Below are 19,766 nucleotides of genomic sequence, written 5' to 3'. Positions count from 1 at the left end.
GGCGACGGCGCACGTCGCGACGAATGAGGAGTGGGCAATGAGTCAGACGGCGACGGCCACGGCGCCCGCAACGCGCGCCCTGATCCGCCTTTCCGTACAGAGCGAGGGGCGCCGGCTCGACATCGGCATTCCCGCCCAGGTGCCGGTGATCGAGTTCCTCCCCGGGTTCGCGCGCAGCCTCGGCGTGCTCGACCCCTCCATGACATATGCCGGCTACGCGCTGCATCGCGCCGACGGCACGGTGCTGGACGTGGCGACGGGCGTCGCCGCGCAGGGTGTGGAAGACGGCGAGGTGTTGACGCTCGTGCGCGGAGGTCTGGTCGCTCAGCCGCGGGTCTACGACGACATCGTCGAGGCCGTGATCGACGCCAACGCGCAGCAGAACCGCCCCTGGACCCCGAAGGACAACGCACGCACCGCGTTGACGGTGAGCCTGACCCTCCTGGCCGTCTGCGCCGTCCTGCTGTTGGCCGCCGGTCCCAGCCTCGGGTTCGGCGCCCTCATGGCCGGCGGGGGCGCGGTCGCGCTGCTGGCCGTCGCCGCGGTCGTGGCGCGACTGGGCCAGCTCGAGGCGGGCCAGGGCCTGGGCATGGCCGCCGCGGTGTTCGCCGGCCTGACCGGCTATCTCGCCGTGCCGGCAGGGCTCGACCTGTGGGGCTGGCCCCTCGCCGCTGCGGGGGCGGGGGCGTTCGTCGTCGCCGGCATCGCCCTCGCGCTCATGCCGGAGCGTGCCGAGGTGCAGCTCGCGCCCCTGACGGCCGGCGGCGCCCTCGCCGTCATCGGCACACTCGCGGCCTTCCTGCCCCCCGCGCCGGTCTACGCGCTCGCGGTGGGCATCGTCGGCACGCTGTCCGGCGCGCTGCCGTGGCTCGCGCTGAGCAGCACCCGGGTGCGCGTCATCTCTCCGCAGAGCGACGCCGAGATGTTCGCCGACCCGGTGCCCATCGACGCCGACGACGTGGCCCGGCGCATGGCGCTGGGACGGCGGATCCTCATCGCCCTGCGCCTCGCCCTCGGCCTCGTGGTCCTGGGTGCGACGCCGCTCGTGGCCGCGCAGGATGCCGTGGGCGCCGCCCTGTGCGTCCTCGCCTTCGCCGCGATGATGTTCCCCTCTCGGCAGACGTACGCCCGCTCCGGCGTGCTGGCCGTCATGGCCATGGGGGCCGTCGGGCTCGCGGTCTCAGGACTGACCGCGGCGCTCGCTCAGCCCGACCTGCGGGTGGCGCTGCTGGTCGTCCTCACGATCGCGACCGTGTGCGTCGTGACGGTGACGCTGCTGGCACCGAAGACCCGGATGCGGCTGGCGCGCCTCGCCGACACGGTCGAGCTGCTCGTACTGGCATCCCTGCTGCCGCTGAGCGTCATCGCGTCCGGGCTGGCCTGAACGGATGGCGACCAAGAGCGACCTCATCGAGGCGCAGAACTTCTCCCGCCGCCGCCTGCTGAGCGCGTTCGTCAGCGGCGCGCCGGGCGGCAAGGAGCTCGAGCCCCCCTCCCCCCTGCGCCCCGTGATCGCCGCGATCGCGCTCACCGCGATCGTCGTGCTCGTCGGGGTCTTCTACGGCTTCATCCGTCCCGGCCTGCCGCAGGGGTGGGAGAACGGCAAGCTCGTGCTCGTCTCCGACACGGGGGCGCGCTTCGTGACGGTGGACGGCGTGCTGCATCCGGTGATCAACACCGCCAGCGCCCGGCTGCTGCTGCCCTCGAGCGAGTTCGACGTCATCTCCACCGACCAGGCGAGCCTGGCCGGCACCCCGATCGGCGCCCCGCTCGGCATCGTCGGCGCCCCGGACGAGCTGCCCTCCCCGAACGCCCTCGTCAACGCGGGATGGACCGCCTGCGTCGCGGACGGTGCCGCGCTGGAAGTGCGGATCGGCGGCGAGTCGCGCGTGACCCCGGCCCGTGACCGCAGTGCGGTGGTCGAATCCGACGGAGATCTCTACGTCCTCTCCGGCGAGCGCAGCTTCGCGATCACGGCGACCGATCCCGACGCCGTTCTGCGCGCTGCCGGAATCACGGCACTGAATCCGACCGTCGTTCCGGCCGCATGGCTCAACCTCTTCACGCCGGCCTCGGCGTTGGCACCGCTGACCGTCGACGACTTCGGCGACCGCGTCGCCGGCACCGATCTGCGGGTGGGTGACGTCGTGCATGTCGCCGGGACCCCCGACGATGAGCGCCTGCTCGTGCAGGCGGAGGGGTCCCTGGCGGCGCTGACGCCGCTGGCATGGCAGCTGTACCAGCTCGGCAGCGGCAAGGCACTCGGCGGCGAGGCGCGCGAGGTCTCGGCATCCGACGTCTCGGACCTTGCGACGGCGGCCAGGCCCGCCGGTGGCGAGGACTGGCCCGCCGTCGGGTTCCCCTCGATCGATGCCGGTGACCGTCCGTGCGCTCAGCTGGATGCCGCCGAGGACGGGCGCACCCGCACCGCGCTGGCCGTGCAGGGCGCGGACAGCGAGTTCACCGAGGGCGTGCACGTCGAACCCGGCGTGGGGGCGGTGGTCCGTGCCGGCGGCCGAGGCGACCAGAGCACGCGTCTGCTCACCCTCGTGGACGCGACCGGCACGGCGTATGCGGTGCCGGGAGCGACCGCGGAGACGCTCGCGCGCCTGGGCTATGCCGCGGACGAGGTCGGGGAGATCGGCGACGAATGGACCGCCTTGCTGCCCACCGGCCCCGCCCTGAGCGAAGAAGGCGCGGGGCGGTCGCCGGTCGCGGCTGCCGCGGAGGTTCGGTGACCGGTCGGGTGCGCGCGGCTGCGGCCGCCGCAGCACTGGCCGCCGCGCTGCTGGGCGCGGGTGCGCCCGGCGTCGCGTTCGCCGCGCCGGCCGTGCCGGCTGCGCCCCCGGTTGCGGCTGCGACGTCCGGGGAGTGCACCGCGTCGACGCGCATCACCGAACCGGTGACGGCGCTGGGCGAGCTGCAGAGCGAAGCGGCGTGGGCGATCACCCGGGGTGCGGGGGTGCTGGTCGCGGTCGTCGACTCGGGGGTGGCCGCCAACCCGCACCTCGCCAACGCCGTCGTGGCCGGCGTGAACCTCGTGCCGGACGGCACCGACCCGTCGGGGCGCACCGACGCGTACGGGCACGGCACGGCCATCGCCGGACAGATCGCCGCGCGTCGCATCAGCGGGTCGGGGGTGGAGGGCCTCGCTCCCGAGGCCCGGATCCTGCCGGTCCGCGTGTTCGCCGGGACGTCCGACCAAGACGTCGACGCCGGCTTCGGCCCCGATGTGCGGCGGATGGCCGCCGGCATCCGCTACGCCGCCGACCGGGGGGCACAGATCATCAACGTGTCGATGAGCACCGTGGGCGCCGAGCCGGGACTGGCCGAGGCCGTCGCCTACGCGACCGCACGAGGGAGCCTCGTCGTCTCGACCGCCGGCAACCGGGACGCGACGCTGTCGATGGAGGAGGTCGACGACGACGGCAGCCGCTACCCCGCCGGGTTCCCGGGCGTCGTGGGCGTGGCCGCGGCCGACGCCGCCGGAGTCGTGACCGACGCCAGCATCCACGGTCCGCACGTCCGCTTGGCCGCCCCCGGTCAGCTCGTCGCCACGTCGTCCGCCGCAGGCGGCGACTGCGTGTACGCGGCGGATTCTCCCGCCACCAGCTACGCGGCCGCGTACGTCTCGGCATCCGCTGCCCTCGTCGCAGCCGCGCACCCTGACGAGACCCCGGCGCAGTGGACATATCGGCTCGAGGCCACCGCGGTGCGCACCGACCCCGATCGACGCGACGACGTCGCCGGGTGGGGCGTGGTGCAGCCCTATGACGCCATCGCGCTCGTCCCGGGGTCGGGTCTGCGCGGACCGGCCAGCCCGTTCGTCGAGGGCGGGACGGCGCTGCCCGCGGCGGCCGACTCCGCGGCCGTGCGGGTGTCCGCGGAGACGGGCGCCGATGCCCAGGCCATCCGTGTCGGGGTGACCGCCGGCATCGGCGGGCTCGTCGTGCTCGCCACCCTGGGGGCGCTGGGGGTGTACGTCGCCCGTCGCGCCGAGCCGTCAGAGACCCGCGTCGCCCCGGCGGGCCGGGGCATGTTCGGCGACGCTCCGGGGGGCTGACGCGGCCGGTCAGACGCCGACGCGGCGCATCTCGAGCCGGCACTCCCCCAGCAGGAACGCGTCACCTACGGGCGCGGGCGTTCCCGGGCCGACCTCACGCTCAGCACCGTCACCGGTGAGCACGGACACCCCATTGGTGGAGCCGAGGTCGGTGACGGTCCAGTTCCCGTCCGACCAGGCAAGGCGGGCGTGCTGCTTGGACACCGTGCGCGTCTGGTCCGGGACGGCGACGGCCTGAATCGAGGCGTCGGGGGCGACCGGACGCCGGCCGAGCACGACAACCGGCGCGACCAGCACGACGGCCCTGCCGTCCGGAAGCACGAGCTCCCACTCCCGCACACCGCGGACGACGTTCGTGCTGTCCTCGAGGTCGTCGGCGGGGGATGCTGCGGGAGCGGGGGGTGCGGGGGCGGCTGCGGGGGCGGGGGCGGCGGGGGATGCTGCGGGGGCGGCGGGGGATGCTGCGGGGGCGGCGGGTCCGGGCACGTGCGTGATCGGGCCCGGGGCGGACAGTGAGGGCGCGGATGCCGCAGGGGCGGGGACGGCGGGCGCGGCATCCGGCACTGCCCCCAGAGGGCTGACCATGGCCGCCGCAGGGTCCAGGGCCGGAGCTGCGTCGGTCGGCGGCACGGCCAGTTCGGGAGCGCCCTCATCGCCCTCGGCATCTTCCCCCGGGGTTGCGGCTGCGACAGGCTGGGCCCCCGCCAGCACTGTTGCCCACACCGGAGGGAGCAGCGCACCGAGCACGGTCATGCCGATGCCCCGGCCGTATGCCGTTCCGATGCGGTGCACCGCGGCCACCCGCAGCACGAATCCGTACACGGCGACGAACGGCACCAGCAGCAGCACGGCCCGCACAGGGTCGATGCGCCCGAGGCGGAAGAGCTCGGCTTCACCCAGCAACGGCACCCAGGCCCGCCAGGTGGGAGCCCCGTGCGCGCCGAGCACGCGCGAGACGCCCCACGCGTACCAGAGGTGGCAGGCGGCGAGCAGGACGAGCGCGGCGGACGAGGCGATCAGGACGGTCGCGGTCGCGGAGGCGTCGGGCACAGCGGGCTCCTTTGGCGGTGCATCGCACATCGATCCACCGACGCTATCGCCTTCCGCCTCTGCCCGTCCGGCACGGCTCGCCGGTCGCAGGGCCCGAGCCCTCAGTACTCACTCGGGAACGCGAATACTCACTCGGGAACGCGAATACTCACTCGGCGGCGGCGATGACGGCGAGCACGGACTCGCCGTAGGCCTCGCGCTTCTTGGCGCCGATGCCGGTGATGCCGTCGAGGTCCGCGAGCGACCGCGGGCGGTGCTCCGCGAGCGCCCGCAGCGTCGCGTCTCCGAAGACGATGTACGCCGGCACGCCCTGCTCGCGAGCCGTCTCGGCGCGCCACGCGCGCAGGGCCTCGAACAGGCCGCGGTCGCCGGCCCCGAGGCTGTCGGCCGCCGACGCCTTGCGCACCCGCGCACCGGCCACCGGGCGCCCGATCGTGTCGCGGCGCAGCGGCACGTCGGCCTCGCCGCGCAGCACGGCGGCGGCGGGTTCGCCGAGAGCCAGGGTGCCGTAGTCGCCGCGCGCGACGAGGATGCCGCGGGCCAGCAGCTGCCGCACGATCGATCGCCAGTCCTGATCGGTGAGGTCAGCCCCCAGCCCGTACGTCGACAGTCGCTCGTGTCCCTGCTGGCGGATGCGCTCGGTGTCGGCGCCGCGCAGGATGTCGATGAGGTGCCCCGCCCCGAACGACTGGTTGCGCTCGCGCTGCAGCCGCACGATCGTCGACAGCAGCTTCTGCGCCGGCACCAGGCCGTCGTACGTCTCCGGCGTCTCCAGGCAGGTGTCGCAGTTGCCGCAGGGACCCGACTCCTGGCCGAAGTAGCCCAGCAGGTTCTGCCGACGGCATTGCACCGTCTCGCACAGCGCCAGCATCGCGTCGAGGTGCTGCCCCATGCGCATCTTGAAGGTGCGGTCGCCGGGGCTCTGGTCGATGAGCCGGCGCTGCTGCACGACGTCGCCGAGGCCGTAGGCCATCCACGCCATCGCCGGCTCGCCGTCGCGCCCCGCGCGGCCGGTCTCCTGGTAGTACCCCTCGACCGACTTCGGCAGGTCGATGTGGGCGACGAAGCGCACGTCGGGCTTGTCGATCCCCATGCCGAACGCGATCGTTGCCACCATCACGACACCGTCCTCGCGGAGGAAGCGGGACTGATGCCGCGCGCGCATGCCGGCATCCAACCCCGCGTGATAGGGCAGCGCGTCCAGTCCCTGCGTCCGCAGGTACTCCGCGGTCTGCTCCACCGACTTGCGGCTGAGGGCGTAGACGATGCCGGCGGAGCCCTCGGGCATGGACCGGATGAACGACACCAGCTGACGGCGCGGGTCGACCTTCGGCACGATGCGGTACTGGATGTTGGGGCGGTCGAAGCTCGCGACGAAGTGCCGCGCCGCCGGAAGCACCAGCCGCTCGGTCAGCTCCTGGTGCGTCGCACGGGTCGCGGTGGCGGTGAGCGCCATGCGCGGGACGCCGGGGAACCGCTCCGCCAGGTCGCCGAGGGCCAGGTAGTCGGGGCGGAAGTCGTGCCCCCACTGCGACACACAGTGCGCCTCGTCGATCGCGATGACGCTGAGCCTTCCGCGCTGCAGCAGCGCGGTGGTCTGGGCGCTCGACAGCCGCTCGGGCGCGACGTAGATCAGGTCGAGCTCGCCCGCGAGGTAGTCGCGCTCCACCGCCTGGCGCTCGGCCGGCGACTGCGTGGAGTTCAGGTACGCCGCCCGCACGCCGTTGGCGATCAGCGCGTCGACCTGATCGTGCATGAGCGCGATCAGGGGCGAGATCACGAGTCCGGTCCCCGGCCGCACGAGCGCGGGCACCTGGTAGGTGATCGACTTTCCGGCGCCGGTCGGCATGAGCACCACGGCGTCGCCGCCGCCCACCACGTGCGCGACGATGTCGCCCTGGTCGCCACGGAACGCGTCGTACCCGAAGACCTCCTTGAGCACGGCCTGCGGGTCGGAGCCGGTCAGCTCCCGGCGCGGCGGCAGGCTCAGACCAGCGGATGCCGCGACGCCCGGTGCCGTGCGAGGCGGGGCCGTGCGAGGCGGGGCCGTGCGAGGCGGGGTCCGGGCCTCGTCAGGCGGAGGCATCCACCCGTCGTCCGGCGGCGGTGCCCACTCGTCGGGCGGGGGCTCGAAGTCATCGAACGGGGGTGCGTCGACCGGCGCCCATCCGGCATCCGTCGTCTCTCGCCCGTCCCTCACCCGAATACCCTACCCAGCGCGGCTGACACCGGGCTGGAGTCATCCCCCGAAGCCGCCCCCGCCGCCGTCGAAGCCACCACCGAACCCGCCGCCGTCGAAGCCGCCCCCGAAGCCGCCGTCGCCGCCGTAGCCACCCCCGTCGCCGCCGAAGCCCCCGCCCGCCCCGTCGGCCGGCACGCCCGCGATCTCGCCCACCCACGCCGGTTCGCCCGCGAGCGCCAGCGATCCGGCGCCGATGGAGAAGTACGACACGATCGTCGCCGACGTGAGGAAGTGCCCGGCCACGAGGGTCATCAGGAGCGGATCGTCGAACGGCCAGATGCCGCGGCGCTCGGGATCGCCGGCGGAACCGCCCTCGCGGCGGTCGCGCTCCGCCACGGCGGTGCCGGTGCGGGAGGGACCGGTGACGGCCAGCCGCTGCAGCACGCTCGCCAGCAGGGCCGGCTGCGGTTCGCGCACGCGCTCCCGTTCCGACATGAACGGCCGCAGCTTCGCGAACATCTCCTGTCGCCGCTCGAGCGGCAACCGGCCGAATGCGGCCTCGTGGGCCCGCTCGATCACGGTCGGCGGCAGCGTGCTGAGCAGGTACACATAGCGGGCCATGCGCTCTTCATCCGTCACCGCGGCGTAAGGCTCGCGCTGTCGTCGCCGTTTCCACAGGGCCATCGGTCCCCCTCCGTCGGTGGCGACAGGTTACGCCGCGCCCCGCCGCAACGCCACGGTTTGCCGGCGGCGCGCCGACCCCTGCCCCGCGCTCAGCACCACCGCTCCGCGACGGCTGCGACGACGCTGGCGTTGCGGTTGGTCCCGACCCCCAGCAGCTTCGCCGCCCCGAGCGCGTCCACGCTGCCGTCCTCGTAACCGGGACGCAGCAGCGCATGCGCCGAGCGGCCCCGCACCACCATCTCGCCGAGGTGCGACGCGGTGGCCCCGATCGCGGCGATCGTCGCTGCGGACGGCGCCTCCTTCATCAGGTACACGTAGTGACGCGCGAGGCCGGGGTGTGATGCCGCGAGTTCGCGCGCCGCCGCGGCCACCTCTCGGAACTCGTCGCGGGAGAACACGATCGCGGGCACCTCGAACCCCCGATCCGCCGCGAACGCCCGCTCGAGCCGCTCTTCGATGCGGGAGCGGGAACGCATCGACGTGGTGAACCGCACGTTGCCGGTGTTGATGTGGGTCGCGGCATCCGCGAAGCCCGCCTGTTCGACCACGCGGCGGATGTCGTCCTTGGGAAAGACGCGCTTCGCGCCCAGGTTGATCGCCCGCAGGAACGCCAGGTAGGTCGCCACGGTGCCATTGTGCCCCCGGTCGCACGCTGTCGGGTCGGTCGGTCGCTCGCTCGCCCACCACGTCTGCGGAGATCGCCGGTTCTTCGGACCCGGATGCCGGAAAGGCTCCGAAGAAGCGGAGAACTCCGAAGTTGTGGCGCGAGGCCGGCATCGGCGCCGGTCGCGGCGCGGCACGAAGCGGCGGCGACAGCGGCGTCGGCGCATCGCCCGCCCACGTGCGCCACGGGCTCGCCTGTCACGAATCGCCGCTTCCCGCCGCCCGAAGCGACAGCTTGCGACAGGCGAGCCGCCCGAACGGCGGCTACAGCCGCACGACCTCGGTCACCCGCACGACGGCGGCGCCCTCTTCTGCGGATGCCGCGAGGTCTACCTCCGCACGGATGCGCCAGTCGTGGTTGCCGGCCGGGTCGTCGATGATCTGATCGACCCGCCAGAGGCCCTCGGTGGCATCCGACTCGTCGATCATGCAGAGCCCGGGCGAGCGCGCCGGGCCTCCCACCAGGATCTCCTCGTGCTCGTCGTAGTAGGCGTCGAGCCGGTCCGGCCAGCCCACGTCGGGATCCAGTGCCTCGAGCGCCTCGTCGTCCTGCAGGGCCGCCAGCCGCACCCGCCGGAACATCTCGTTGCGCACGAGCACCGTGAACGCCCGCCGGTTGGTCAGCACCGACGGGGGCGCGGGCGGCACGACGGGCGCATCGGGGTCGTCGCTCGGGTGGGTCAGCGCCTCCCACTCGTCGACGAGGCTCGAATCCACCTGGCGCACCAGCTCGCCGAGCCACTCGATGACGTCGAGCAGGTCGTCGGTGCGCGCCTCGGCCGGTACGGTCTGGCGGATCGCGCGGAACGCGTCGCTGAGGTAGCGCAGCACGAGCCCCTCGCTGCGGCCGAGCTGGTACAGCGCGACGAACTCGCCAAACGAGAGTGCCCGCTCGTACATGTCCCGCACGATGGACTTCGGCGACAGGTGGAAGTCCCGCACCCACGGCTGGCTCGAGGCGAACACCTCGAAGGACTGGGCGAGGAGGTCCGCCAGGGGCTTCGGGTAGGTGATCCCCTCGAGAAGCTCCATGCGCTCCTCATACTCGATGCCCTCGCGCTTCATCGCCGCGACCGCTTCGCCGCGCGCCTTGTACTCCTGCTGGTTGAGGATGGCGCGCGGGTCGTCGAGGGTCGCCTCGATGACGCTGACGACGTCGAGCGCGTAGTGGCCGGTGCCGACGGAGCCGGCGTCGGCATCCGCGCCCCGCCCGAGCTCGACGTCACGGTCGAGCAGCTCGATGGCGGCGAGCGCGAACGGCGACAGGGGCTGGTTGAGCGCGAAGTTCGGCTGCAGGTCGACGGTGAGACGGATGCCGTCCGGCCCCGACTCCACGATTCCCGCGGCCACGAGCGTGCGGAAGATCGCCAGCGCCCGCCGGGCGAGCTCGTACTGGCGCCAGCGCGGCTCGTGGTTGTCGAACACGAGCGACCGCACGTTGCCGAACACGTCGCCGCCGCGGCCGATGACGTTGATGAGCATCGCCGCGGTCAGCTGCAGGTGCGGCACGAGCGGCTCGGGCTGCGCCTGGATGAGCCGCTCGTACGACCCGAGGCCCCAGTTGACGACCCCGGTGGGCGCCTTCTTGCGCACGATCTTCTTGCGCTTCGCGGCGTCGTCGCCGGCGCGGCGGAGGGCCGCCTCGTTCTCGATCTCCCACTCCGGCGCCATGACGACGACGTTGCCGTAGGGGTCGTAGCCGGCCCGGCCCGCCCGCCCGGCGACCTGGTGGAACTCGCGGGCCGACAGCTGGCGCATCTTCGTGCCGTCGTACTTCGACAGCGCCGTGATGACGACGGTGCGGATGGGGACGTTGATGCCGACCCCGAGGGTGTCGGTGCCGCAGATGACCTGCAGCAGCCCTCGTTGGGCGAGCGTCTCCACGAGGCGCCGGTACCGCGGCAGCATGCCGGCGTGGTGCACGCCGATGCCGGCGCGCACGAGACGCGAGAGGGTCTTGCCGAACGCGGTGTTGAAGCGGAAGCCGCCGATGGCCTCGCCGATGGCATCCCGCTGCTCACGCGAGGCGACCTTGCCGTTGGCGAGGGCCTGCGCCCGCTCGAGAGCGGCGGCCTGCGAGAAGTGCACGATGTACACCGGCCGCTCCTTCTCATCCAGCAGCGACGCGACCACCTCGTGAACGGGACGCCGCTCGTAGGAGAAGTGCAGCGGCACGGGCCGCTCGACCCCCGTGACCATCGCGGTGGGGCGCCCGGTGCGGCGGGTGAGGTCATCGGCGATGTCGGTGACGTCTCCTAGGGTCGCCGACATGAGCAGGAACTGGGCTCGGGGCAGCAACAGCAGGGGCACCTGCCACGCCCACCCGCGCTCGAGATCGCCGTAGTAGTGGAACTCGTCCATCACGACCTGGTCCACGTCGGCGTCGGAGCCCTGACGCAGGGCGATGTTCGCGAGGATCTCGGCGGTGCAGCAGACGATGGGCGCCTCGGGGTTCACCGACGAGTCGCCGGTGACCATGCCGACGTTGTCGGCGCCGAAGATGTCGACGAGGGCGAAGAACTTCTCGCTGACGAGCGCCTTGATGGGGGCGGTGTAATAGGTGCGGCCGTTCCCGGCGAGGGATGCCGCGTGCGCGGCTATCGCGACGAGCGACTTGCCGGTGCCGGTCGGCGTCGACAGCACGACGTTCGAGCCGGAGACCAGCTCCATGACGGCCTCGTCCTGCGCCGGATACAGCGCGAACCCGCGCTCGGAGGCCCACGAGACGAAGGCGTCGTACACCCCGTCGGGATCGGGGGCGGCACGGACGGCGTCGAGAAGGCTCACCCTCTCGAGTCTGCCTGACGCACGAGCCGCTCACGGACGGCGGGAGCGAGGCGGCGGCTGACCGGAATCTCGATCTCCGCCAGCACGATCGTGGGCGCCGGCCCGGCCAGGCGCAGCTCGAGCACCGCGTGGCGATGCACCAGATACGACCGGTGCACGCGCACGAACCCGGCATGCCCCCACCGGTGCTCGAGCTCCGAGATGGGAATGCGCACGAGGTGTCCGCCCGACGGCGTCCACAGCCGCGAATAGTCCCCCTCCGCGCGCACCCAGCGCACCTCACTGCGGCGCACCAGCCTCACCGACGGACCGACCGTGACCGGGACCGTCTCGTCGGCCTCCGCGATCACCGGCGCCGCCGCGATGATCCGATCCACGGCACGACGAAGGCGCTCGGGCCGCGCGGGCTTGAGCACGTAATCCAGCGCGCGCACGTCGAACGCCTCCACGGCGCGGGCGTCGTCGGCGGTCACGAACACCACCGCCGGTCGGGGGTCGTACCGCTCGAATGCTCGGGCGAGGTCCAGGCCCGACAGCCCCGGCACGTCGATCTCGAGGAATGCCGCAGCGACGGGGCGCTCTTCCAGCAGCCGCAGCACCTCCGGCCCGCTGGAGGCCGTGTGCACGGCGCCGATCCGCTCGTCGCGACCGAGCAGCCGCACCAGCTCGGCCAGGGCGGAGGGTTCGCCGTCGGCGACGACAACGTCGATCACGCTCCAGATGCTACGCACGCGGTGGCGTCCGGGTCAGCAGCAGCGCGCGCCGGGATTGCGGTCCTGGTCGTCCATCCGCTCGCGCCAGAACTGCCGCTCCGTCAGCGCCGGTTCATCCGGGTGCTGCTGGCGGTGGTGCGCGAGGTACGTCTCATACGCGCGGTCGCCCATGAGGTTCTCCACGTACCAGCGGATGCCGCGGCCCACCCGCCGCACGAGGGAGCTGAGTCCGTCGTGCGGCGTGGCTGCGGCATCCGCCCGGCCCATCACCGGTCCCCCGATCAGTGACGGCCGCCTTGCACCGGCCGGCGGTCGGCCGGCAGCTGTTCCCATTCGCGCTCGATCTCGCGCTCGGCCCGGGTCGCGATGAACCCCGCCGGGGCGAAGCGGCGCGACGGCACCGGCGGGTCTTCGTGGTCATCGCCGCCGCCACGGCGGACAGCCTGCACGGTCGCGATCGCCGACGTGACGATCACGATGATCGCGAGCGTCACGAAGATGATCGACAGCGTCCCCTGCACGGCGGTGTTGCGCACCACGGCCTCCATCGCCTGCACCGTCGGCGCTGTGCCGAACGACGTCTCACCGTCGGCGAGCGCCTGGCGGAACGCGGCGTTGTTCGCCCAGTAGCCCACCTGCGGCACCGGCGAGAAGATCTTGTACATCGACGCGGTGATCGTGACGACCGCCGTGAATCCCAGCGGCAGCACGATGATCCACAGCCACTTCACGTAGCTCTTGCCGCGCTTGGCGACGATGGCGAGCACGACGGCCAGCGCGATGGCGGCCAGCAGCTGGTTTGCGATGCCGAACAGCGGGAAGAACGTGTTGATGCCGCCGAGCGGATCGGTGACGCCGAGGATGAGGATCGCTCCCCACCCGGCGACCATCACCGCCGTGCAGATCCACACCCCCGGCCGCCACGACACGTCGCGGAACTTCGGGATCACCACCCCGATGGAGTCCTGCAGCATGAAGCGGGCGACGCGCGTGCCGGCATCCACCGCCGTCAGGATGAACAGGGCCTCGAACATGATCGCGAAGTGGTACCAGAACGCCATCAGCGCCTGCCCGCCCAGCGCCTGCTGCATGATGTGCGCGAGGCCGAGGGCGAGCGTGGGCGCGCCGCCGGTGCGGGAGATGATGCTCTCCTCGCCGACCGCCGCGGCGGTGGAGGTGAGCATGTCCGGCGTCAGGTTCACGCCCGTCAGCCCCAGTCCGTTGACGAAGGCCACCGCGCCCTCGACGGTGCCGAGAGTCGCCGCGGCCGAGGCGTTCATCGCGAAGTAGATGCCCCGGTCGATCGAGATCGCCGCAACGAGCGCCATGATCGCCACGAACGACTCCATGAGCATGCCGCCGTACCCGATGAAGCGGGTCTGGCGCTCTTTCTCGATGAGCTTCGGGGTGGTGCCCGATGCGATGAGGGCGTGGAAGCCCGACAGCGCTCCGCAGGCGATGGTGACGAACAGGAACGGGAAGATCGGGCCAGAGAAGACCGGCCCCAGCTCGCCGCCGGCGAACTCGCTGAAGGCGGGCACCGTGATCTCGGGCCGCACGAGCACGATCGCGCCCGCCAGCATGACGATGACGCCGATCTTCATGAAGGTCGACAGGTAGTCGCGCGGTGCCAGCAGCAGCCACACCGGCAGCACCGCGGCGATGAAGCCGTAGATGATGATGCCCACCGCGATGGTCGTGCGGTCGAGGGTGAAGATCGCCGCACCCCATTCGGTGTCGGCGATCCAGCCGCCTGCGACGATCGCGGCGATCAGCAGCACGAACCCGATGATCGAGATCTCGGTGATGCGACCGGGCCGCAGCCACCGCAGGTAGCAGCCCATGAACAGGGCGATGGGGATCGTCATCGAGACGCTGAACACGCCCCACGGGCTCTCGCCGAGGGCGTTGACGACGACGAGCGCGAGGATCGCCACGATGATGATCATGATGAGGAGGGATGCCAGGATCGCCGCGGTCCCGCCGATGCGGCCGAGCTCATCGCGCGCCATCTGGCCGATCGTGCGACCGCCGCGGCGCATCGAGAAGAAGAGCACGAGGTAGTCCTGCACCGCGCCGGCAAGGACGACACCGACGATGATCCACAGCGTGCCGGGGAGATACCCCATCTGCGCCGCGAGCACGGGGCCGACGAGAGGTCCTGCACCGGCGATCGCGGCGAAGTGGTGGCCGTAGAGCACCCGGCGGTCGGTGGGGACGTAGTCCTTGCCGTCCTGCCGGTACTCCGCCGGCGTGGCACGCCGGTCGTCGGGGCGGGTGATGTGCTTCTCGATCACCTTCGAGTAGAAGCGATAGCCGATGAGGTAAGTGCAGACGGCGGCGAAGACGAACCAGATGGCGTTGACCGTCTCGCCGCGCACGATGGCGAGCATCACCCAGGCGACCCCGCCCAGAAGTGCGATGGCGACCCAGATCAGGATCTTCGGCAGCGTCCAGCGCGCTTCGCGCTCGAGCTCCGCCTCGGGGACGGCGACGGGGGGAAGGTCGGGGGCGAGAGCCGCCGAGCCGCCGTCGGGGGGCGTCGGGGAATGAGAGGTCATCGGGTCTCCTTGGGCACGCGGCGTTGCGTCGGTCCACGGTAGGGACCGATTCGGCCGTTGCGGCCAGACGGTGGCCGGGCCATGCGACGAACGGCGGCGGAAACGCGACGAACGGCGGCCGTTGCGCGACGAACGGGGGCGGTCGCGCGACGAACGGCGCCGCATCCGCGACGAACGGCGGCGTTCCCGCGACGAACGGTTCACCGGCGCACCTCGCGGAACATCCGCCCACCGGCCTACGTTGGGACCAGTGACCGGAAGGAGCCACCATGGCCCAGATCGACACCCCCACGTCCGTGACGCGGGACGACGCCGAGAGCCGCTACGAGATCCGTGTCGGCGACGTGCTGGCGGGCTTCGCCGGGTATGAACCTGACGAGCACGGCCGACTGCGGTTCGACCACACCGAGATCGATCCGGCGTTCCGCGGGCGGGGACTTGCCACCACGCTCATCGCCGAGGCGATGACGGATGTCGCTGGCCGCGGCGAGGAGGTCGAGCCGCTGTGCCCCTTCGTCGTGTCCTACCTGAAGGAGAACGAGGTGCCGGGCCTCACCGTCCACTGGCCGCTCGTGACCGACCTCGGGCGCACGGACCCCGACACCGCCGACTCATGACCCCCTGGGACGCCGAGGCTGTCCCTGCCGTCGCGTCCGCGTCCGCGTCCGCCGCGCCGACCACGGGCGCTGCCTCCGGCGTGCTGCTGCTCGGGGCGCGCGAGGTGCCTCTCGGAGGCCTGCGCGCCATGCAGGTGCACCGCACCCTGCCGCAGCGGGAGCTGCCCACGGTCGGGGCCTGGTGCTTTCTCGACCGCTTCGGCCCGCAGGCGACCGTGATGCGCGTCGAGCCCCATCCGCACATCGGACTGCAGACCGTCACGTGGCCCCTCGTGGGCGAGTTGCGCCACCGTGACACGGTGGGCAGCGACGTGATCGTGCGACGCGGCTCGCTCGACCTCATGACGAGCGGCGCCGGCATCGCCCATTCCGAGTACTCGCTCGGTGACGACCCGGTTCCCCTCGACGCGCTGCAGCTGTGGGTGGCACTGCCGGAGTCGCGCCGACACGGCCCGCCCGCGTTCGAGCAGCACGACGAGCTTCCGGTTGTGACGCTCGGAGCCGGTGCCGAGGCGACGGTCGTCATGGGATCGTTCGCCGGCACCACCTCACCGGCATCCGTCTACACCCCGATCGTCGGCGCAGAGGTGCGCCTGGACGCCGGTGTCCGCGTGCGCCTGCCCCTGGAGCGGGCATGGGAGCACGGGCTGGTGGGCGTGAGCGGAGCGGTGCGCGTGCACCTCGATGGGCAGGATGCCGTCGACGTGGCGCCGCAGCAGCTGCTGTATGTCCCGACGGGCGCCGCCGCCGCCGAGGTCACCGCCGACGAGCCGGTGACGCTCTTCCTCTTGGGCGGTGAGCCGTTCGAGAGCGACATCGTCATGTGGTGGAACTTCGTCGGCCGCTCGCACGAGGAGATCGTCGATGCGCGCGAGGCGTGGGAGGCCGACTCCGACCGGTTCGGCCAGGTCGTCGGGCACGGCTCGGAACGCGTGCCCGCCCCACCCCTCCCGACCGTCCGCCTCACCCGCAGACGGCGGCGCACCTGACCCGCAGCGGCGACGCCCGCAGCCGGTCGCTCTGAGCGGACGCTGAGGGATCTCCGGGTTTTCTCCGGTCGCCCTCCCGCCCGTCACGAAGGCGCCGCGGGCTAGCCTTGACGGGTGTCCACGGCATCCCGACTTTCGACGCGCGTCCTGCTGACCTGCGCGGCGATCGGCGTCGCCACCGGCATCATGGCCGCGGTCGGCAGCTGGCTGACGCCGCTGGTGATCGCGAGTGTCCCCATCGTCTACGGCGTCGTCCTCGGCGTGCACGTGCTGCCCGGCATCATCGCCCAGGAGGCGCTGCGTCTGCCCTGGGTGGCGCTGCTCGCACACCTCATGGCGGCGCTCGTCGGTGCGGCGATGGCGCCGCACTGGGCACTTCGGTTCATCGGCACGGCCCTGCTCTTCGGCGGCATCCAGGAGCTCGTCGCCGCTGCCACCCGCTACCGGGTCTGGCAGCCGTGGCGCTTCTTCATCTCGGCGGTCATCCTCGGCGCCATCATCGCGTTCGTCGTGGCGATGGTGGCCGACCTCGGCTCGCTGGCGCCGTGGGCGCAGGTGACCTACCTCGCCGTCTCGGTGCTGGGACCGGTGGCCTGGACGGCGGCCGGACTCGCCGTCGGCCGAGGCCTGCGCAACGCCGGCGTCGCCCGCGCCGTCGCGCGCTGAGCGAACGCGATTGGCAGCGAAGTTAGGGCAGGCTACCTTGGGGAGGAACCCCGTCCCCCTGCGCTCTGGATGCCTGTGACCTCCGCCCCCCGCGACGAGTCCGCCGCGTCCGCCCCGGCGGCGCTGCCCGACCAGGCGCCGCCGCTGCTGCGGGTGCGGGACCTGGGGGTGCGCTACGAAGGAGCCACCGCGTCGGCGCCCACGGCGGCAAGCCTGTCGATCGACCCGGGCGAGGTCGTGCTGCTGCTCGGGCCCAGCGGATCCGGCAAGTCGACCCTCGCCCTGGCGCTCAACGGGCTGATCCCGCAGGCGGTGCCCGCGGCCGTGACCGGCAGCGTGCGCGTGGCGGGGCAGGATGCCGCGACCACCCCCGTCGCCCACCTCGCGGCCCGCGTGGGGATGGTGTTCCAGGATCCCGACGCCCAGTTGGTGACGGGGACGCTGCTGGACGAAGTCGCCTTCGGGCCCGAGAACCTGCGGGTTCCGGCGCCCGAGGTGCTGGCCCGAGCCGAGGAGGCGCTGCGCCGCGTGGGGCTCTGGGAGCGGCGCGCCGAGAACCCCGACCACCTCTCCGGCGGCGGCCGCCAGCGTCTGGCGATCGCGTGCGCGCTGGCGCTGCAGTCCGAGCTGCTCGTGCTCGACGAGCCCACCGCCAACCTGGACCCGCAGGGCATCGAGGAGGTCTACCGGGCGCTTGCGGACGTCGCAGCGACCGGCGACAGGGCGATCCTCCTGATCGAGCACAACCTGGATGCCGCGATCGGTCTCGTCGACCGCGTGATCGTGCTCGACGCCGCGGGGCGCACCGTGATGGACGGTCCCGTCGGGGAGGTGCTGCGGGGGCGAGCCGCGGAGCTGCACGACATGGGCGTGTGGCTTCCGACGGCGACGCTCGCCGCACTCCGCCTGCGGCGGGCGGGGTACGTGCTCGACCCGCTGCCGCTGTCGCCGGGCGAGCTGCGCGACGCGCTGCAGGCCGAGGCGCCCCCGCTCACGGCGACCGGCACGGCGGACGACGCTGCACCGGCATCCCTCCCCGCACGCCGCACCACCGCGCCGGTCGTGCAGGCGCGGGGGCTCACCCTGACGCGCGGCCGGCGGGAGGTGCTGCACGACGTGCACCTCGAGGTGCGCGCCGGGGAGTTCGTCGCGGTCGTCGGCGCCAACGGGGCGGGCAAGACGACGCTCGTGCAGGCCCTGGCCGGCGTCGTGCGCCCGCCCCGCGGACAGGTCGACCTCGGGGGCATCGACCCCGGCCGCGCCGACGCGCGCACGCTCCACCGCCGCATCGGGTTCGTGTTCCAGAACCCCGAGCACCAGTTCATCGCCGGCACCGCGTTCGACGAGCTGGCCCATGGGCTGCGGCTGCAGAAGCTGCCCGAGCCGCAGGTGCGCGCGCGCACCGACGAGCTGCTGCACCGCTTCGGTCTCGCGGACAAGGCCGCCGTGCACCCGTTCCTGCTGTCGGGCGGGCAGAAGCGGCGTCTGTCGGTAGGGACGGCACTCGTCGCCGGTGCGCCCGTGCTGGTGCTGGACGAGCCCACGTTCGGCCAAGACCGCGCCCGCGCCGACGAGCTGCTGACGCTGCTGCGCGACCTCAATCGGCAGGGCACCACGATCATCGTCGTCACCCACGACATGCAGCTGGTCACCGAGTACGCCGACCGCACGGTGGTGCTCGGCGACGGCCGGGTGCTGGCCGACGCGGCGACCGCCGAGGTCTTCGCCGACGACGCCCTGCTGGCGCGGGCGGGGCTGCGCCTGCCACCGCTGCGCGAAGCCCTGCGCGGTGCGGCGCGGCATCCGCAGTTGCTCTCGGTCGTCCGCCTGGCCGACCTTCCCGGAGGCGACGCGTGACCGCCGTCGCCGACCCCTACGCCGAGGCCCGGCCGGCGGCGCCGGGGCGGTTCCTCCACGGACTCAATCCGCTGGCGAAGTTCGCAGCGCCCCTGCCGGCGATGGCCGCGCTCGTCTTCGCGCGCGACCTCACCACGCCGCTGGTGTTCCTCGCGCTGGCATACGTCGTCGTGATCCTCGGCTCGCGCTGGACGGGGCGCCTCGCGGCGGTGCTGCTGGTCGCCGTGCCGCTGGGCGTGCTGCTGGTGGGGTTCGGGATGAGCGTGTGGGTGGATGCCGCGCAGGTCACCGGAACCGCCCCGGTGCTGCGGGTGGGCGGGTGGACGCTCTATTCGGGCGCCCTGCAGATCGGCATGGCCACGGCGCTGCGCCTCGGCGCGATCGTCGCACTGGCGCTCATGGCGGGCATGACCACCACCGGTCCCGACCTGGTGCGCGCGCTCGTGCAGCAGCTGCGGGTGCCCTACCGCGTGGGGTACACGGCACTGGCCGCCTTCCGGTTCGTCCCGCGATTCCGGTATGAGCTCGACGTCATCCGGCAGGCGCACCGGGTCCGCGGGTCCCACGGCGGGCGGGGACCGTTCGCCGCGATCGCCCGCGGGGCCGGGTATCTGGTGCCGCTGTTGGCCGGGGCGATCCGCCACGCCGAGCGGGTGGCGCTGGCGATGGACTCCCGCGCCTTCGGGGCCTACCCCGACCGCACCGAACGCCACCTCGTGCCCTGGCGCACTCGCGACACCGTCTTCGTCGTCGCGTTCTGGGCCCTCACGGCCGCGCTGTTCGTCGCCTTGGCGCCCTGGAGCGCCTGAGAAACCACTTCTCGGATGCGAAACCACGCAATGCGTGGTGTCTCATCCGAAACGTGGTGTCTCGACGGGCGGATGCGGCGGCGAGCCGGGCGTGGCCGGGCCGGCGCGGGCGGGCGGGCGCGCGA

General features: G+C 72.8%; 16 protein-coding genes. 8 read left to right on the top strand and 8 right to left on the bottom strand.

Going from position 1 to position 19,766, the window contains the following annotated elements:
* Window positions 1–37: 37 nt before the first annotated feature.
* Genes eccD through QNO14_RS00670 form a run of 3 tightly spaced genes read left to right on the top strand, consistent with a single transcriptional unit; the run spans window position 38 to window position 4,063 of the window.
* On the top strand, window positions 38–1,384 hold the full coding sequence (gene eccD, locus QNO14_RS00680) for a type VII secretion integral membrane protein EccD (RefSeq protein WP_257507090.1): 1,347 nt from the start codon (window positions 38–40) through the stop codon (window positions 1,382–1,384).
* 4 nt (window positions 1,385–1,388) lie between these two features.
* Entirely contained in the window at window positions 1,389–2,738 is a 1,350-nt protein-coding gene (gene eccB / locus QNO14_RS00675) for a type VII secretion protein EccB (protein WP_257507091.1), read from the top strand.
* Window positions 2,735–4,063, top strand: a complete 1,329-nt coding sequence (locus tag QNO14_RS00670; RefSeq protein WP_257507092.1) for a S8 family serine peptidase — start codon at window positions 2,735–2,737, stop codon at window positions 4,061–4,063. The genes eccB and QNO14_RS00670 overlap by 4 nt, the downstream gene beginning before the upstream one ends.
* A gap of 9 nt (window positions 4,064–4,072) precedes the next feature.
* Here QNO14_RS00670 and QNO14_RS00665 read toward each other — a convergent pair whose 3' ends face one another.
* From QNO14_RS00665 to QNO14_RS00630, 8 genes are all read right to left on the bottom strand, one after another.
* Window positions 4,073–5,113 (bottom strand): FHA domain-containing protein, encoded by a 1,041-nt coding sequence (locus tag QNO14_RS00665; protein ID WP_285184348.1) that lies wholly within the window; start codon window positions 5,111–5,113, stop codon window positions 4,073–4,075.
* A gap of 148 nt (window positions 5,114–5,261) precedes the next feature.
* Complete coding sequence (recQ, locus tag QNO14_RS00660; RefSeq protein ID WP_257507025.1) at window positions 5,262–7,199, bottom strand: DNA helicase RecQ; 1,938 nt, start codon at window positions 7,197–7,199, stop codon at window positions 5,262–5,264.
* Between the two features lie 153 nt (window positions 7,200–7,352).
* Window positions 7,353–7,979 carry a hypothetical protein gene (locus QNO14_RS00655; protein WP_257506937.1) on the bottom strand — a complete coding sequence of 209 codons (627 nt, stop codon included), beginning with the start codon at window positions 7,977–7,979 and terminating at the stop codon, window positions 7,353–7,355.
* Window positions 7,980–8,068: 89 nt separating this feature from the next.
* A complete protein-coding gene (locus QNO14_RS00650; protein WP_257506938.1) occupies window positions 8,069–8,605 on the bottom strand; it encodes a DUF1697 domain-containing protein in 537 nt (178 codons plus the stop codon).
* A gap of 301 nt (window positions 8,606–8,906) precedes the next feature.
* The gene (locus tag QNO14_RS00645) at window positions 8,907–11,429 is read right to left on the bottom strand and encodes a DEAD/DEAH box helicase (RefSeq protein WP_257506939.1); all 2,523 of its coding nucleotides are present in this window, start codon (window positions 11,427–11,429) and stop codon (window positions 8,907–8,909) included.
* Window positions 11,426–12,142 carry a LytR/AlgR family response regulator transcription factor gene (locus QNO14_RS00640; RefSeq protein ID WP_257495331.1) on the bottom strand — a complete coding sequence of 239 codons (717 nt, stop codon included), beginning with the start codon at window positions 12,140–12,142 and terminating at the stop codon, window positions 11,426–11,428. Before QNO14_RS00640 ends, QNO14_RS00645 begins: the two co-directional genes overlap by 4 nt.
* 33 nt (window positions 12,143–12,175) lie before the next feature.
* Window positions 12,176–12,409: a YbdD/YjiX family protein gene (locus QNO14_RS00635; protein ID WP_257495330.1), complete on the bottom strand. Its 234-nt coding sequence runs from the start codon at window positions 12,407–12,409 to the stop codon at window positions 12,176–12,178.
* 14 nt (window positions 12,410–12,423) lie between these two features.
* Window positions 12,424–14,703 carry a carbon starvation CstA family protein gene (locus QNO14_RS00630; protein WP_257506940.1) on the bottom strand — a complete coding sequence of 760 codons (2,280 nt, stop codon included), beginning with the start codon at window positions 14,701–14,703 and terminating at the stop codon, window positions 12,424–12,426.
* Window positions 14,704–14,972: 269 nt separating this feature from the next.
* Between QNO14_RS00630 and QNO14_RS00625 the strand changes: the two genes are divergently transcribed.
* From QNO14_RS00625 to QNO14_RS00605, 5 genes are all read left to right on the top strand, one after another.
* Window positions 14,973–15,320 (top strand): GNAT family N-acetyltransferase, encoded by a 348-nt coding sequence (locus QNO14_RS00625; protein WP_257495328.1) that lies wholly within the window; start codon window positions 14,973–14,975, stop codon window positions 15,318–15,320.
* The gene (locus QNO14_RS00620) at window positions 15,317–16,309 is read left to right on the top strand and encodes a pirin family protein (protein WP_257506941.1); all 993 of its coding nucleotides are present in this window, start codon (window positions 15,317–15,319) and stop codon (window positions 16,307–16,309) included. Before QNO14_RS00625 ends, QNO14_RS00620 begins: the two co-directional genes overlap by 4 nt.
* A 114-nt stretch (window positions 16,310–16,423) precedes the next feature.
* The gene (locus tag QNO14_RS00615) at window positions 16,424–16,975 is read left to right on the top strand and encodes an ECF transporter S component (protein ID WP_257495326.1); all 552 of its coding nucleotides are present in this window, start codon (window positions 16,424–16,426) and stop codon (window positions 16,973–16,975) included.
* A 69-nt stretch (window positions 16,976–17,044) separates the two neighbouring features.
* Window positions 17,045–18,832, top strand: a complete 1,788-nt coding sequence (locus tag QNO14_RS00610; protein WP_374114017.1) for an ABC transporter ATP-binding protein — start codon at window positions 17,045–17,047, stop codon at window positions 18,830–18,832.
* Window positions 18,829–19,641 carry an energy-coupling factor transporter transmembrane component T gene (locus QNO14_RS00605; RefSeq protein ID WP_257506942.1) on the top strand — a complete coding sequence of 271 codons (813 nt, stop codon included), beginning with the start codon at window positions 18,829–18,831 and terminating at the stop codon, window positions 19,639–19,641. The genes QNO14_RS00610 and QNO14_RS00605 overlap by 4 nt, the downstream gene beginning before the upstream one ends.
* Window positions 19,642–19,766: the final 125 nt, after the last annotated feature.

The sequence above is a fragment of the Microbacterium sp. zg-Y625 genome (assembly GCF_030246925.1).
Classification (GTDB): Bacteria; Actinomycetota; Actinomycetes; order Actinomycetales; family Microbacteriaceae; genus Microbacterium; species Microbacterium jiangjiandongii.
Note: the sequence above shows the minus strand (reverse complement) of the source record. Positions and strands in the feature narration are given on the sequence as shown.